This window comes from Eubacterium maltosivorans (genome assembly GCF_002441855.2).
GTDB lineage: Bacteria > Bacillota > Clostridia > Eubacteriales > Eubacteriaceae > Eubacterium > Eubacterium maltosivorans.
Genome location: NZ_CP029487.1, coordinates 3292101 through 3304804, shown reverse-complemented (window position 1 = coordinate 3304804; position 12704 = coordinate 3292101). Strand labels below are relative to the sequence as shown.

The window sequence follows — 12704 nt, the reverse complement described above, 5'->3', positions numbered from 1 at the left end:
TATTACTCTCCTATCTCTCCTGTTAAATCACAATCCGCTTAAAGCTTTCCGGCGGCCTTCCAGGCCATGAAAGGCCTCTGAACATCCCAGGTGCCGCCGTCACAGGGCACATTGATCCCGGTGGTGTACTCACAGAGATCCGACGCGAAGAACCAGCAGATCTTGGCGATCTGGTCCGGCGTGCCGAATTCGCGCATGGGGATCTGGTCCAGCTTGGCCTCAGGACGCTCCTCAATGATGTGGTGCACCATCGGGGTGTCGGTGACAGACGGCGCGTAGCCGTTCACGCGGATGCCGTAGGGCGCGCACTCCGCGGCCAGTACGCGGGTCAGTGCAAAGAGCCCGGCCTTGGTGGCGCTGTAGACTCCAAGCCCGAAATCCGGGAACTGCCCCAGGATGGAGTGGGCGTTGATGATACTGCCGTGCCCCTGCTCCTTCATGATTTTAATGGCTGCCCGGCTGGTGTAAACCGGCCCCCGCAGGTTCACGTCGATGAGCAGGTCGGTCACGTCGTCGGTTGCATCCTCAACGCGCTCTCTGCGGAAGACACCGGCGTTGTTGACCTGGACGTCCAGACGCCCGCCAAAATAACCTCCGATCTGATCATAGGCGGCGTTGACACTCGCGGAGTCTGTGACATTGCACTCGACCGCGATGGCGTCAGCGCCCCTGGCCTTACATTCCTCAGCCACAGCAGCGGCTGTCTCCAGGTTCATATCCAGCACAGCGGCATTGTAGCCGCGTTCGGTAAAGTAGAGCAAAATGGCCCGTCCTATCCCCTGACCGCCGCCGGTGACGGCGATAACAGGTTTTTCGGACATTGTATTCTTTTGATGATTCATCATATATCTCCTCTCAAATGATCCCCTTAAATCATGCTATTCATCAAAGCTGTCGAGTATCGCCAGGCTGGCCGACACGCCCAGACGGTCAGCGCCGGCTTCGATATTGGCCTTGGCGTCTGCCCATACATGCATCCCCCCAGATGCTTTTACCTGCATGGTGTCTGGAATGCTGGCCTTCATCAGCGCTACGTCGTGCGGGTTGGCGCCGCCGGTGCCAAAGCCTGTGGAGGTCTTGACAAAGTCGGCTCCCGCCTTCGCGGCCATCTGGCAGGCAGTGGTTTTTTCGGCGTCGGTCAGGTAACAGGTCTCAATGATCACCTTGACCAGGGTGCCGTCCGCGGCGTCCACAACAGCCTTGATGTCTCTGTACACGGTATCCTGGTCGCCTGCCTTCAGCGCGCCGACATTGATGACCATGTCCACCTCCTGGGCGCCGCCCGCGATGGCGTCCTCTGTCTCAAAGGCTTTGACGGCCGGGGTGTTGGCCCCCAGCGGAAACCCAATAACGGTGCATACCTTAACCTCTGAGCCCTTCAGAAGCTCTGCCGCCTGTCTTACATTGCAGGGATTGACGCATACCGACGCCGCGCCGATTTCCCTGGCTTCCTCACAAATTTTCGCGATCTGCTCCGGTGTGGCCACAGCCTTGAGCAGGGTGTGGTCCATCATACCAGCTAATTGTTTTTTATCCATACTAAACCTCGTTTCGTTATTCTAATCCGTCACTCAGACCAGCCGAAGCTTTTCCAGGCTTGTCTTTATCTTTTCTTTTTCGCCCTCACTCAGCTCTGCCAGCGGCCTGCGCATATACCCCAGAGGCACACCCATCAACCCGGCGGCGTATTTGTAGCCTGCCACAAAGGGCCCGGTCTTCAGGGCTTCCCGAATGAGCAGAATTTCATTCTGCGCCGCTCGTCCACCTGCAATATCTCCTGCCTCCATGGCGTTTACCAGCTTCAGAACCGCCTTTGGAAAGACCGCGGATATCAGGGATACCACGCCGGCCCCGCCGAGCTGCATGACCGAAAAGGTGGTCGCGTCACTGCCATTTAAAAACGTCATGGAGCGGTCCGGCCCGATGAGGCGCATCGTGTTCTGAATGTGCACAAAGTCGATGGTGCTCTCCTTGTAGAACTGCATATTTTCATTATGCTTGAAGATGGCCGCCACCGACGCCGGCGACAGCGTATTCCCTGTCTGCGGGGCGTTGTAGATGCCTGCCGGAAGGGTCGTGGCGGACGCGATGGCGTCAAAGTAGGCCACCAGCTCCTCCTGGGGAATGCTGTAAACACAGGGCTGCTGGATGCAGACCGCGTCCACGCCGGCAGCCTCATAGCCCCTTAAAACCTGCATGGCCTCCGGAAGGGTCTGGCAGGCAATGTTCCCCATTACCAGCGCCCGGTCCCCGGCTGCCTCCACGACTGTCTTAGTGGTCTCAATCAGCTCCTCTGCCGTGAGTGACAGGGATTCACTGGCTATCCCATTGGTAAACAGCGCTTTTATGCCATTTTGAAGCTGATACGCTACCTCACCCCTTAACAGAGGGTAATCCACCTGTCCGTCTTCTGTAAATGGCGTGATCAGTTCGGTCATTACACCTTTAAAAGACACGTTATCTGCCATATGCTTTTACTCCTTACTGAAATTTTTCTGAGCACTCGGAAAATTGAACATGAATTGAACATAATTTTGAATTCAAAGCTTTATAATCATTTGTTCAACCCCATTATATAGCGTTCCATTTCAAAAAGCAATAGCAGAAAACGCATTCACTCTTTCATTTAACCTCATTTCAATTGTTTAAAATTATATTTTTTGTATTTTTTATCAATATATAGTTGTATAACGGCGTCATTATATCTATATATAGCAATACAGAATTATTTTGAAAAAATATTATATATTAAGTATATTTGAGAATATATTCATTTCTAACCTGAGAATCTCTTTGCTTTCATCGTCTTATCTTTTCAATTTGTTTTTAAAGCCTCTATTTGAAAATAAATATGAACAAAATTTCATTTTTATCGCAAATCATTTTTATGTCACTGTATTATAGCATATTTCTGCCTGCGGCACACTTCCTTTCCTGCGCGTTTAAGGTTTAGCGCTTTTCTCCGGGCATTAAAAAAGAACCCGCCGCAGCGGGTTCCTGTCCTTGGTCCTATTCTTCTTCCTTCAGCTCGTCCTGCTTCTTCTCATTAAAAATCTCATACATCTGGTCACCGTATTTCAGGGCGTCGATGGCGCGCAGAGGATTCTTAATCCAGATGGCATCGTCGTACTGCATGAGCTTTTCGGGGTCGGTGAAGCCCCAGGTACAGAGGACCGGGAGCATTCCGGCGTTTTTGGCGGTCTCGTAGTCCACAGAGCTGTCCCCCATATAGATGCAGTCACCGGGAGCCACACCCATCTTAGCCGCGACCTCCAGGGTCTGTGTGGGGTCTGGTTTTCTGGGCTTGTTGTCGTTCTGCCCTACCACATCCACAAATTCACTGATGTCAAACAGAGCGTCCACAATGGTCTTGGCCGCGCCGTCGGGCTTGTTGGTACACACGGCGAAGGGGATCTTGTGCACATGCAGGTAGCGCAGTAAATCCTTGATGCCGTCGTAGGCTACCGTTTTGTGGGTGTAGCGTTTGGCGTACTCGTCCTTCATCAGGGCCACTGCTTCGTCCACCAGGGCCTCGTTTTTTGCCATTTCCGGGGTCACGGCGCGTTTGATCAGGTTTCTCAATCCCCGGCCAATGAGCTTTTTGCCCTCCTGGTAGCTTTTCAGCTCCAGCCCGTAGTGCAGCATTACCTGGTTGCAGGCATCGACAAGGTCCTCGAGAGAGTTGATCAGGGTACCGTCTAAATCAAAGATAATTCCGCTGTAGCGGGGTTTGAACAGTTCTTTCGCAGTTGTCATGGTGATTCGCCTCCATTTTTTTGTCCCGATGCAGATGTCGGTCTTTCGGTCTATTCATTATACCACAAATTTGGCCAAGTATCCTTGGATTTTAGAAAAGGTGTTGCCTCACTCAACCCCGCCTGCTGCCCACGAGTCTTTACCGCGCAAATATATCCTGATTTTTACTGGTCTTTACATAAAATACAGGGTATAATATATGTAAATATACTTTTTTAACAACTGGAGGTATCATTATGTCATTTCGTACCGATCACTACGCGGCACTGGCCAAAACGCTGATCGCCAAAATGGAAAAGCGCCATTTTGAAGCCCACTACTGTGCGACCAAAAAAGAAGCGCTGGTTTTGGCGCTCTCCCTCATCCCCGACGGGGCATCGGTGACACACGGCGGCTGCATGACCATCGAGGAAATCGGCCTGGTGGACGCGGTCAAGCAGGGGGTTTACAACTATATCGACCGCAGTGTCGCCACTACCCCGGACGAAAAGCGCGAGGCCATCGCAAAAGGCATGATGGCCCATACCTTTCTCATGAGCGCCAACGCCATCAGCCGTGACGGCGAGCTTGTCAACATCGACGGCTTCGGCAACCGGATCGCCCTCCTGGCCTATGGGCCGGACCAGGTCATTGTGCTGGCTGGCATGAACAAGGTCGCCGGAAGCCTTGAAAATGCCATTGACCGCGCCCGCAACGAGGCCGCCCCCATCAACTGCGTGCGCCTGAACCGGCAGACGCCCTGCCTGAGCACTGGCGTCTGCGGCGACTGCCACAGCGCGGACTGCATCTGCAGCAATATCGTCATCACCCGGAACAACCCGATCCCGGGGCGCATCAAGATTATTTTAATCGGCGAGGCGTGCGGTTATTAGAATTGCACCAAAAAATAAACTTGACAATGTTTTGCGGGTAGCGTACAATTAACCCAATCAATTTGTAAACAGGAGTAATCTCATGGCAATTTTAACATCTTTAAACAATGTTAAAAAAACGAATACCTTTTTCAGCAGCTTTAGCTTTTTTAGCTTTAGCTTCTTTTGGTGTCCAAAATTTAGTTGCCATGAGCGAACAGCCTGATCGGATTGTACAATGATATGATCATCAAGGGTCTGTCTCTGGTAACAGAGGCAGACCCTTTTTCGATTTTTAACCACCAAACAAAAATAAAAGAAACGAGGAAAAACAAATGACACCCTTCAACGATCCCGAAATGGAAGAATTAATGAAAATCAAGGAACCCTACAAAAAGGCCAACCGTAAATACAAGGCTGAGGACACCATCATCAATATTGGTGATATTCACTTCGGCGAAGGCAACTTCCACGTTTTCTCCGGCCCCTGCTCAGTCGAGAGCAAGGAACAGATCACCGAGGTGGCGAACCGCGTAAAGGCCGCTGGCGCCACTGTCCTGCGCGGCGGGGCCTTCAAGCCCAGAACCTCCCCCTACGCATTCCAGGGAATGGCCGCAGACGGCATCGAGCTGATGCTGGAAGCCAAGCGTGAAACCGGGCTGCCCATCGTGTCCGAAATCATGAACATCGCGCTGCTGGACCTTTTCGCGGATGTGGATATCCTCCAGGTGGGCGCCCGCAATATGCAGAACTTCGATTTACTCAAGGCTCTGGGCCGCAGCAAAAAACCGATCCTCTTAAAGCGCGGGCTGGCCAACACCATCGAGGAGCTCCTGATGAGCGCGGAATACATCATGGCCGGCGGCAATGACAACATCATTCTGTGCGAACGCGGTATCCGTACCTTTGAGACCGCCACCCGCAACACTCTGGACATCTCAGCCGTTCCTGTCCTGAAAAAACTGACCCACCTGCCTGTGATCGTTGACCCCAGCCACGGCTGCGGCAAGGCTGAGCTGGTTGAGCCCATGTCTCTGGCTGCCCTGGCCGCCGGCGCTGACGGCCTCATTATCGAAGTCCACAACGATCCGGCCAACGCCCTTTGCGATGGCCCCCAGTCCTTAACGCCAGACCAGTTCGACACTCTGATGAGGGACAAAATCCGGCCGATGTCTGAGCTCATGGGCAAAAAGCTCGGGGCTTAATCGGAAAACCACTATGACGCCCTTATCACTCACACCCGAACAGCAGAAAAGCCTCCGGGACTACCAGTCCGCCATGGCAAACACCCGCACGCCGGTCGAAAACCCCACTGTGGCCTACTTTGGCACGCTGGGGTCCTACACCGAGCAGGCCGCCATTGGTTTTTTCGGCGAGGACTGCCGCCGCGTATCCCACCGTTTATCCGAGGATGTTTTTAAAAGCATCACAAGCCAGGGGGCGGACTACGGCGTCCTGCCCATTGAAAACAGCACCACTGGCTCCATCGCCGCGGTTTACGACCTTTTAGCCAAGTACAACTGCTATATTGTCGGGGAGACCAAGGTCAAGATTGAGCACTGTCTTCTGGGGGTGCCCGGAAGCCGCCTTTCGGACATCCGCGAGGTATACTCTCACGCCCAGGGCTTTGAGCAGTCCGGTGAGTTTCTCGCCGCCTACCCGGACTGGAAGTGCCTGACCTACTACAACACCGCCGTGGCCGCCGAGCATGTGGCAAAAAGCGCCAACCCGGCCTTTGCCGCCATCGCCAGCCGCCGGGCCGCCGCCATCCACGGCCTCAGTATTCTGGCAGAGGACATCAACCTGTCCGAGACCAATGTCACCCGGTTTGTGATCGTGGCCAGCCGCATGGAGCTCTGCCCCGACTGCAATAAAATCAGCATCGCCTTTCACCTGCCCCATGTGGCGGGCTCCCTGTTTCAGGCCCTTTCGGTTTTTGACGCCAACGCCCTGAACCTGTGTAAAATCGAATCGCGTCCCATCCGCGACCACAACTGGGAATACCTGTTCTTCATTGACTTTATCGGCAATATTGACGGAACGCCCCTCGACACCGTCATGGAGGAAGTGATTTCCAAAACAGAGGGCTTCCATTTCCTTGGAATCTATAAAGATAATTAGATTTTTTGATATTTTTATGGACTATTTTTCCAAATTGTACTAAAATTAGCGGACGAATACATCGTCTATAATTTCGAGTTCTTACAGGAAATTTCAAAATTCAGCGATCTCCGCGGCATAAATACATAAAAATCAAGGAACCTCCCCGTTTTATGCCGGGAGGTTTTTATTGCTCCCGATCACACCGACAACTAAATATTATTTGAATAAGTGTTAATTCTTGAAATGGATAACAATTTGATGTATAATTATTTTATATACTTTAGAATCGTATTGAATACATAATCAACACTGGCAAAGGGGTAGAGGTGTTTTTCGTCGCGGTTCCGAAAAGCGCTGGAGCTTATGCGCAAACAAAAAAATACCTATATTTTTATCTTAATCTGCATCTTTGTCATGGGGTTTTTACTGTTTTCACTCATCCAAATGCAGGGCTACGCCAATATCATCAATGACGCCGGCATTGTGCGCGGCGGTACCCAGCGGTCTGCCAAGCTGGAGCTGAGCGGAGAGCCCAACGATGAGCTGATCGCCTATCTGGACGAACTGATCCGCAAGCTTGAGGCCACCGAAAACAAGCACCTTTACACTTCTCATGACTCAGTCGACTACCAGGATAACCTGGCCGCAGTCAAGGCTAAATGGGAGGAGATCAAGACGGAAATTCCAACCCTGAGAACGTCCTCTACCATAGAGATACGTGAGCATTTTCTGGACCTGAGCGAGGAACACTTTAATTTGGCCAACCAAATGGTCTACGCCGCCCAGTACCGGGCAGAAAACGAGCTGCGGAACAGCATTATCCTGAGCGTTGTCATGATCCTCGCGGTTTCGCTGATCATGTATACCCTGGAGCGGCGGAACCAGCAGGAGCTGGAGCGGGTATTCTACACCGACCACCTGACCGCCCTCCCCAACCAGGCCGCTTTTGAGATCAGCGCCGCCGAAAAGCTCAGGGCTTCGCCGCCGGGCATTTACCTGATGGTGTACCTCAACCTGAATAATTTTAAATTTGTCAATGACTCCTATGGCTACAACGCCGGCGACAAGCTCCTGCTGGCCTTCTCCGCCACGCTGAAACGGTTCTGCAACAACAATGAAATCTGCGCCCATCTGCACGCCGACCACTTCGCCATTCTGCTTAAAAAGCGCGATCACGTCATCGAGGACCTCCAGACCGCGATCCTCGACTCCATCGAAAGTGAGCGGGATTTAAACCTCTCGGATATTTTAACATGCAGCTACGGCGTTTATACCATTCCCGACCCGGACGAGTCTATCGCCTCCTGCCTCAGCAAGGCCAGCGCAGCGCTGAAGGAGGGCCGCAGCAGCCAGCGCACCGTCGCCTATTATGACAAACACCTGCTCGACAAAATTAATAACGAAAATAAAATGACCCGCTGGATGCGCCAGGGGCTTTCCGAAAAGGAATTTCAGATTTATCTCCAGTCCAAGGTCAATCTTGAGCAGTCTGAGGTTACCGGGGCCGAGGTCCTTATCCGCTGGAACTCCGAACCCTTTGGCTTCCTGCCGCCAGATGAGTTTATCCCTCTGTTTGAGAAAAACGGGTTCATCGTAGAGCTGGACTTTTACGTGCTGGAGGCCACCTGCCGGATATTAAAGCAGTCGCTGGAGATCTCGCCTGAGCGCACTGTGGTGCTGTCGGTCAATGTCTCCAGGGTCACGCTCTTCCAGAATGACTTTATCAAGCGCTTTGTGCAGATGGCAGAGCGGTATGGGGTCCCGCCGAAATACCTCGAGATCGAAATCACAGAAAATGTCTTTATCTTTGACGCCAACACGGTTGAGCAGATTCTTTCCCAGCTGCGGAGCTATGGGTTCAGCATCTCCATGGATGACTTTGGCTCAGGGTATTCCTCCCTGAACCTGCTGCGCGAGCTGCCCATTGACGTCCTGAAGATCGACCGGATCTTTTTGCAGGAGAGTATCCGGGTTGAGAAGGCTTACGCCATCATCAAATCCGTGGTGGAAATGGCCCATTCCCTGAACATGGTCGTGGTCTGCGAGGGCGTCGAAACCCTGGAGCACGCCGAATTCTTAAAAACCATCCATTGCGCCGTAGGGCAGGGCTATTACTTTTCAAAGCCCATTCCCCTTTCAGCGTTTCAGAAAAAATATAACCTGCTGCCAACGCAAAAACACCCGGAGCATTAAGATCCGGGTGTTTTTTATCTAAGGGGTTACTGTACGCGGCTGTTACCGCCCATACCCATGAAGCCGCCGTTGTTATTATTGTCATTGTCGACGCGGGAGTTATTATTGTTGTTATTCTGCTGTTCTTCGTATTCTTTTTTGGTCATAACATCGTCCACGTGCATATTGATTTCGATGACGTCCAATCCCGTCATATCCTTAACGGTTTTGGTGACTTTATCAATCGTATCCTTGAAAATCTGTGGGATATTGCGGTTGTATTCACAGATAACGTCTAAATCCAGAGCTACCTGTTTTTTGCCGACTTCCGCGCCGATTCCTTTTGTTACATTTTCGTTGTCGGTAATCTTTTCAGTGATATTACTGATCAAGCCGCCGCTCATGGCCAAAATACCAGGGACATCCTGGGCGACCAGGCCTGCGATCTTCTTGACGACTTTATCGTCATAGGTCAATGAGGTTTTCTGCTGCATGTTCTGCTGCTGAGTGTTACCTCCCTTTTGCTGATTATTGTTCATTGTGTGCATTGTTGCTTCTGCTGCCATAATTAAAACCACCTTTCATTCATTTATAATTTTTATTTTAATCTATATCAACCGCCCTCATTTGAAGACGGCTATTGGCATCTTTATCAGCTGAACCGTTTAAGAATGTTCAGCCAGCGCATAAACCGCATGGGGTTATCTTTATATACACCGATGGCATACCCGATCAATGCTAAAATGACGATCAGGATGGTACGCCAAAACCCGATGGTCAAAAACAGAACGGCGGTGATGATTCCCGCGAGAATCCAGATAATCCTGCCTGAGTAGGGCTTTGCCCACGCATAAAACCGGCTGAGACGGCTTTCCTTTTGCTGTTTTTCCTCAGCCTGGGGCGCTGCCTGCTGACGGACGTTCATGCTGTTTTGCATTTGATTCTGCGTTTGATTATTCATGTGTGTCCCTCCTTCTTAGAGCACCTGTCTGTGGGCTCCCTTACTTCGGGCATCCATTTCATGCACCTTCACCTTAACGGATTTAACCGGCTGGTTAATGGTGCTGCCGACAGTCTGGTAAATATTCTGCTGAATATTATTCGCAAGCCCGGTGATGTCGTCCGCGTCATCCACATAGACATCGGCCTGAATCTTGGGCTCATGGGAGCGCTTGTTCAGCTTGGCCTTAACGTCAATGGCATTATTGCCGATAAGGTCAGACACCGCATAACGCGCGGTAGACTCAATGGCTTCTTTAGAAATTTTAATCTTCCCTTTTGCCTTGTTAATGGTCAGATAGTGGGAAGAGGCCGGTGCCAGTATTGAAATGAAGAATAACACCAGGAATGCAATCATAAGTACAACGCTGAATCCAATTAAATAGTATCCCAGCCAGTTTTCAAAGACCAGGTAAGCTGCCAGCGTGTCGGATACATAGGGTACCGGAAACAGCAATGCAAACATTACGAAGGCAGTTGCTAATCCTAACAGCGATACAATAAATAACAGGATACGTTCAAGTTTATTCATTGTTTTTCTCCTTTCTGAGTAATCAATTACCATTCTCTTTCAATAAATGTTCTATTGTTTACTGTTTGTTGTACATAAATGTACCCTTCAAATTTGGTTCTTAACCATTTATTTCACTAATATTAATTTTTCCTTAAACAATCAGTAGAAAAAATATCACCTTATTGTACGTCCCTCAGGATAACGAAAAAGGGCACAATGCCTGCTCCCACGAACAGGCATTGTGCCCTTTTCTCCCTACAGTTATTCTTCAATCCTACTTATTGCGATACAGTTTCCAGTCCGCGCTTATCCAGCACCTTAAGCTCCTTAAGCCTCAGCTGGAAATAAGGCTTACCGTTCTCCTCATATTCTTCCAGCACACCGGTGGCCCGCACCCAGGCGTTGTCCTCAGGGTAATTGCCATCGCCCTTTACCTCGAAGCCCGGCATGGTATCCGTACCGCAGCAGCCTGGGCCGTTGCGGTACACAAACCGGTAGCTGTCCCCGGTCGAAAGGTTGGCCGTACTCTTGAACATTCCCTCCAGACGGATGGTTTTACCCAGATAATTCTGCGGGTTCAGATAAATATCATTGATCTGGGCCACAAACATCTTCTCGGTAATGTCCACATCCACAGCGATTTCCTGAGCCCCCTGGGCCTGGCCGCCTGAGGACTGCGCGGAGGATGCCGCGCTGTCCCCGCTGCCCCCATTCTGAGCGGAGCAGCCGGAAAGCAAAAGGAGCGCAGCCAGGAGCAGCACGGTTAACATTTTTCTTTTCATCAAATTACCTTTCCTTTCACAAAATCAATGAGGCAGAAGACCCCAAACATCACAATGTGCACAATGACGATGCTGGCGCCTGTGGGAGTCGCCCGGACGTAGGAGAAGGCCAGGCCGATAAGAAAGCACACAAGCGACATCACCGACGCGCAGATCAGAACCGACCGGAAGGTTTTACAAAGCCGCATAGAGTAAAGGGCCGGGAAGATGATCAGGCTGGTGATCAGCAGGGTTCCCATCATGCGCATGCCCAGCACGATGGTGACCGCGGTCAGGATCGCGACCAGCATATTGTAAAGCTCAGTCTTTACGCCGGTCGCTTTGGCGAAGTTCTCGTCAAAGGTAATGGCAAAAATCTTATTGTAAAAAATCACAAAGAGCACCAGCACCACAATGGACAGGATAATGCTGAGCCGCACATCGCTCACGCTCATGGCCAGAATACTGCCAAAGAGGTAGTTACATACATCGGTGTTCATGCCTGTGGTCATGGAGATAACCACCACCCCAACCGCCAGAGCGCTGGTGGACAGGAGCGCGATGGCCGCGTCGCCCTTAATTTTGCTGTTCTCGCTGATGCGGAGCAGGAAAAAAGCAGAGACCACCACCACCGGAATGGCCACAGACAGCGGCGCCAGGTTAAAGGCCATGGCGATGGCCAGAGCCGCGAAACCCACATGAGACAAACCGTCCCCGATCATGGAATACCGCTTGAGCACCAGACTGACGCCCAGCAGCGCCGCGCAGAGCGTTACCAGTATCCCCACCACCATTGAGCGCACTAAAAAAGGATATGACAGCATTTCCCGGATCAGATCAATCATGGTCCTCACCTCCCAGAAAATGGCGCCCTACCGGACTGCGCCGGTATTCCTCCACGGTGCCATAGAACAGCTGACGGCCACCAAGGTGCAGAACATGACTGTTGTAGCGCATCACGCTCTCGATGTCGTGGGACACCATGACCACCGAGATCCCCAGCTTTTTGTTCACTGCCTTTACCAGCTCGTAGAGCCGCCGTGTGGCCACTGGATCCAGACCCGCGGCCGGTTCATCCAGCAGCAGAATCTTGTTGGTGGCACAAAGGGCCCGGGCCAGCAAAACCCGCTGCTGCTGGCCGCCGGACAGTTCGCGGAAGCAGCGCTTTTTCAGGTCTTCGATACCCAGCCTCCTTAAATTGATTTGTACGGCCTTCTTGTCTGCTTCTTTATAAAAGGGGCGGAACCCCTGGCGGTTCAGCCCCCCGGAAAGCACCACCTCGTACACACTGGCGGGAAAATCGCGCTGGACAGGGCTTTTCTGCGGCAGATAGCCGATCTCGTTTTTCCTGAGTCCGTCCCCCATAATGATCTGGCCGGAGCCAGGGCTTTTCAGCCCCAGCAGTCCGGCGATCAGGGTACTTTTTCCCGCACCGTTCTCTCCCACAATCCCGAGGTAATCCCCGGCATTGATTTCAAAATTCAGCCCCTCTACGGCGGTCACGCCATCGTAAGCAAAGGCAACATCCTTACAGGTAAACAGTGCCAT

Annotated in this window: 14 protein-coding genes; 4 read left to right on the top strand and 10 right to left on the bottom strand. The window is 51.6% G+C overall.

Annotated elements, in window-relative coordinates; translation table 11 throughout:
* Nucleotides 1–38 precede the first annotated feature (38 nt).
* From CPZ25_RS15260 to CPZ25_RS15245, 4 genes are all read right to left on the bottom strand, one after another.
* The gene (locus tag CPZ25_RS15260) at nt 39–845 is read right to left on the bottom strand and encodes an SDR family NAD(P)-dependent oxidoreductase (protein WP_090410712.1); all 807 of its coding nucleotides are present in this window, start codon (nt 843–845) and stop codon (nt 39–41) included.
* A gap of 33 nt (nt 846–878) precedes the next feature.
* Entirely contained in the window at nt 879–1538 is a 660-nt protein-coding gene (gene deoC, locus CPZ25_RS15255) for a deoxyribose-phosphate aldolase (protein WP_090410711.1), read from the bottom strand.
* Between the two features lie 33 nt (nt 1539–1571).
* Nucleotides 1572–2468: a dihydrodipicolinate synthase family protein gene (locus CPZ25_RS15250; protein ID WP_096919172.1), complete on the bottom strand. Its 897-nt coding sequence runs from the start codon at nt 2466–2468 to the stop codon at nt 1572–1574.
* 541 nt (nt 2469–3009) lie between these two features.
* Entirely contained in the window at nt 3010–3756 is a 747-nt protein-coding gene (locus CPZ25_RS15245; RefSeq protein WP_096919171.1) for an HAD family hydrolase, read from the bottom strand.
* A gap of 236 nt (nt 3757–3992) precedes the next feature.
* Between CPZ25_RS15245 and CPZ25_RS15240 the strand changes: the two genes are divergently transcribed.
* The 4 genes from CPZ25_RS15240 (at nt 3993) to CPZ25_RS15225 (ending at nt 8903) form a co-directional block, all read left to right on the top strand.
* Nucleotides 3993–4628, top strand: coding sequence for a lactate utilization protein (locus CPZ25_RS15240; RefSeq protein WP_090410709.1), 636 nt, complete (start codon nt 3993–3995; stop codon nt 4626–4628).
* A 314-nt stretch (nt 4629–4942) separates the two neighbouring features.
* Entirely contained in the window at nt 4943–5812 is an 870-nt protein-coding gene (gene aroF, locus CPZ25_RS15235) for a 3-deoxy-7-phosphoheptulonate synthase (protein ID WP_090410707.1), read from the top strand.
* A 13-nt stretch (nt 5813–5825) separates the two neighbouring features.
* The gene (pheA, locus tag CPZ25_RS15230; RefSeq protein ID WP_090410706.1) at nt 5826–6728 is read left to right on the top strand and encodes a prephenate dehydratase; all 903 of its coding nucleotides are present in this window, start codon (nt 5826–5828) and stop codon (nt 6726–6728) included.
* Nucleotides 6729–7073: 345 nt separating this feature from the next.
* Complete coding sequence (locus CPZ25_RS15225; protein ID WP_096919170.1) at nt 7074–8903, top strand: putative bifunctional diguanylate cyclase/phosphodiesterase; 1830 nt, start codon at nt 7074–7076, stop codon at nt 8901–8903.
* A 26-nt stretch (nt 8904–8929) separates the two neighbouring features.
* On the opposite strand, the gene CPZ25_RS15220 is transcribed toward CPZ25_RS15225, so the two are convergent.
* The 6 genes from CPZ25_RS15220 to CPZ25_RS15195 form a co-directional block, all read right to left on the bottom strand.
* Nucleotides 8930–9448, bottom strand: a complete 519-nt coding sequence (locus CPZ25_RS15220) for an Asp23/Gls24 family envelope stress response protein (RefSeq protein WP_058695933.1) — start codon at nt 9446–9448, stop codon at nt 8930–8932.
* Between the two features lie 86 nt (nt 9449–9534).
* Complete coding sequence (locus CPZ25_RS21040) at nt 9535–9843, bottom strand: DUF2273 domain-containing protein (RefSeq protein ID WP_317985603.1); 309 nt, start codon at nt 9841–9843, stop codon at nt 9535–9537.
* A gap of 15 nt (nt 9844–9858) precedes the next feature.
* Nucleotides 9859–10413, bottom strand: coding sequence for an alkaline shock response membrane anchor protein AmaP (gene amaP, locus CPZ25_RS15210; protein ID WP_013378907.1), 555 nt, complete (start codon nt 10411–10413; stop codon nt 9859–9861).
* Between the two features lie 260 nt (nt 10414–10673).
* The gene (locus tag CPZ25_RS15205) at nt 10674–11177 is read right to left on the bottom strand and encodes a TIGR03943 family putative permease subunit (protein ID WP_058695934.1); all 504 of its coding nucleotides are present in this window, start codon (nt 11175–11177) and stop codon (nt 10674–10676) included.
* Complete coding sequence (locus CPZ25_RS15200) at nt 11177–12001, bottom strand: metal ABC transporter permease (protein ID WP_058695935.1); 825 nt, start codon at nt 11999–12001, stop codon at nt 11177–11179. The genes CPZ25_RS15205 and CPZ25_RS15200 overlap by 1 nt, the downstream gene beginning before the upstream one ends.
* Nucleotides 11994–12704 (bottom strand): metal ABC transporter ATP-binding protein, encoded by a 711-nt coding sequence (locus CPZ25_RS15195; RefSeq protein WP_096919169.1) that lies wholly within the window; start codon nt 12702–12704, stop codon nt 11994–11996. The genes CPZ25_RS15200 and CPZ25_RS15195 overlap by 8 nt, the downstream gene beginning before the upstream one ends.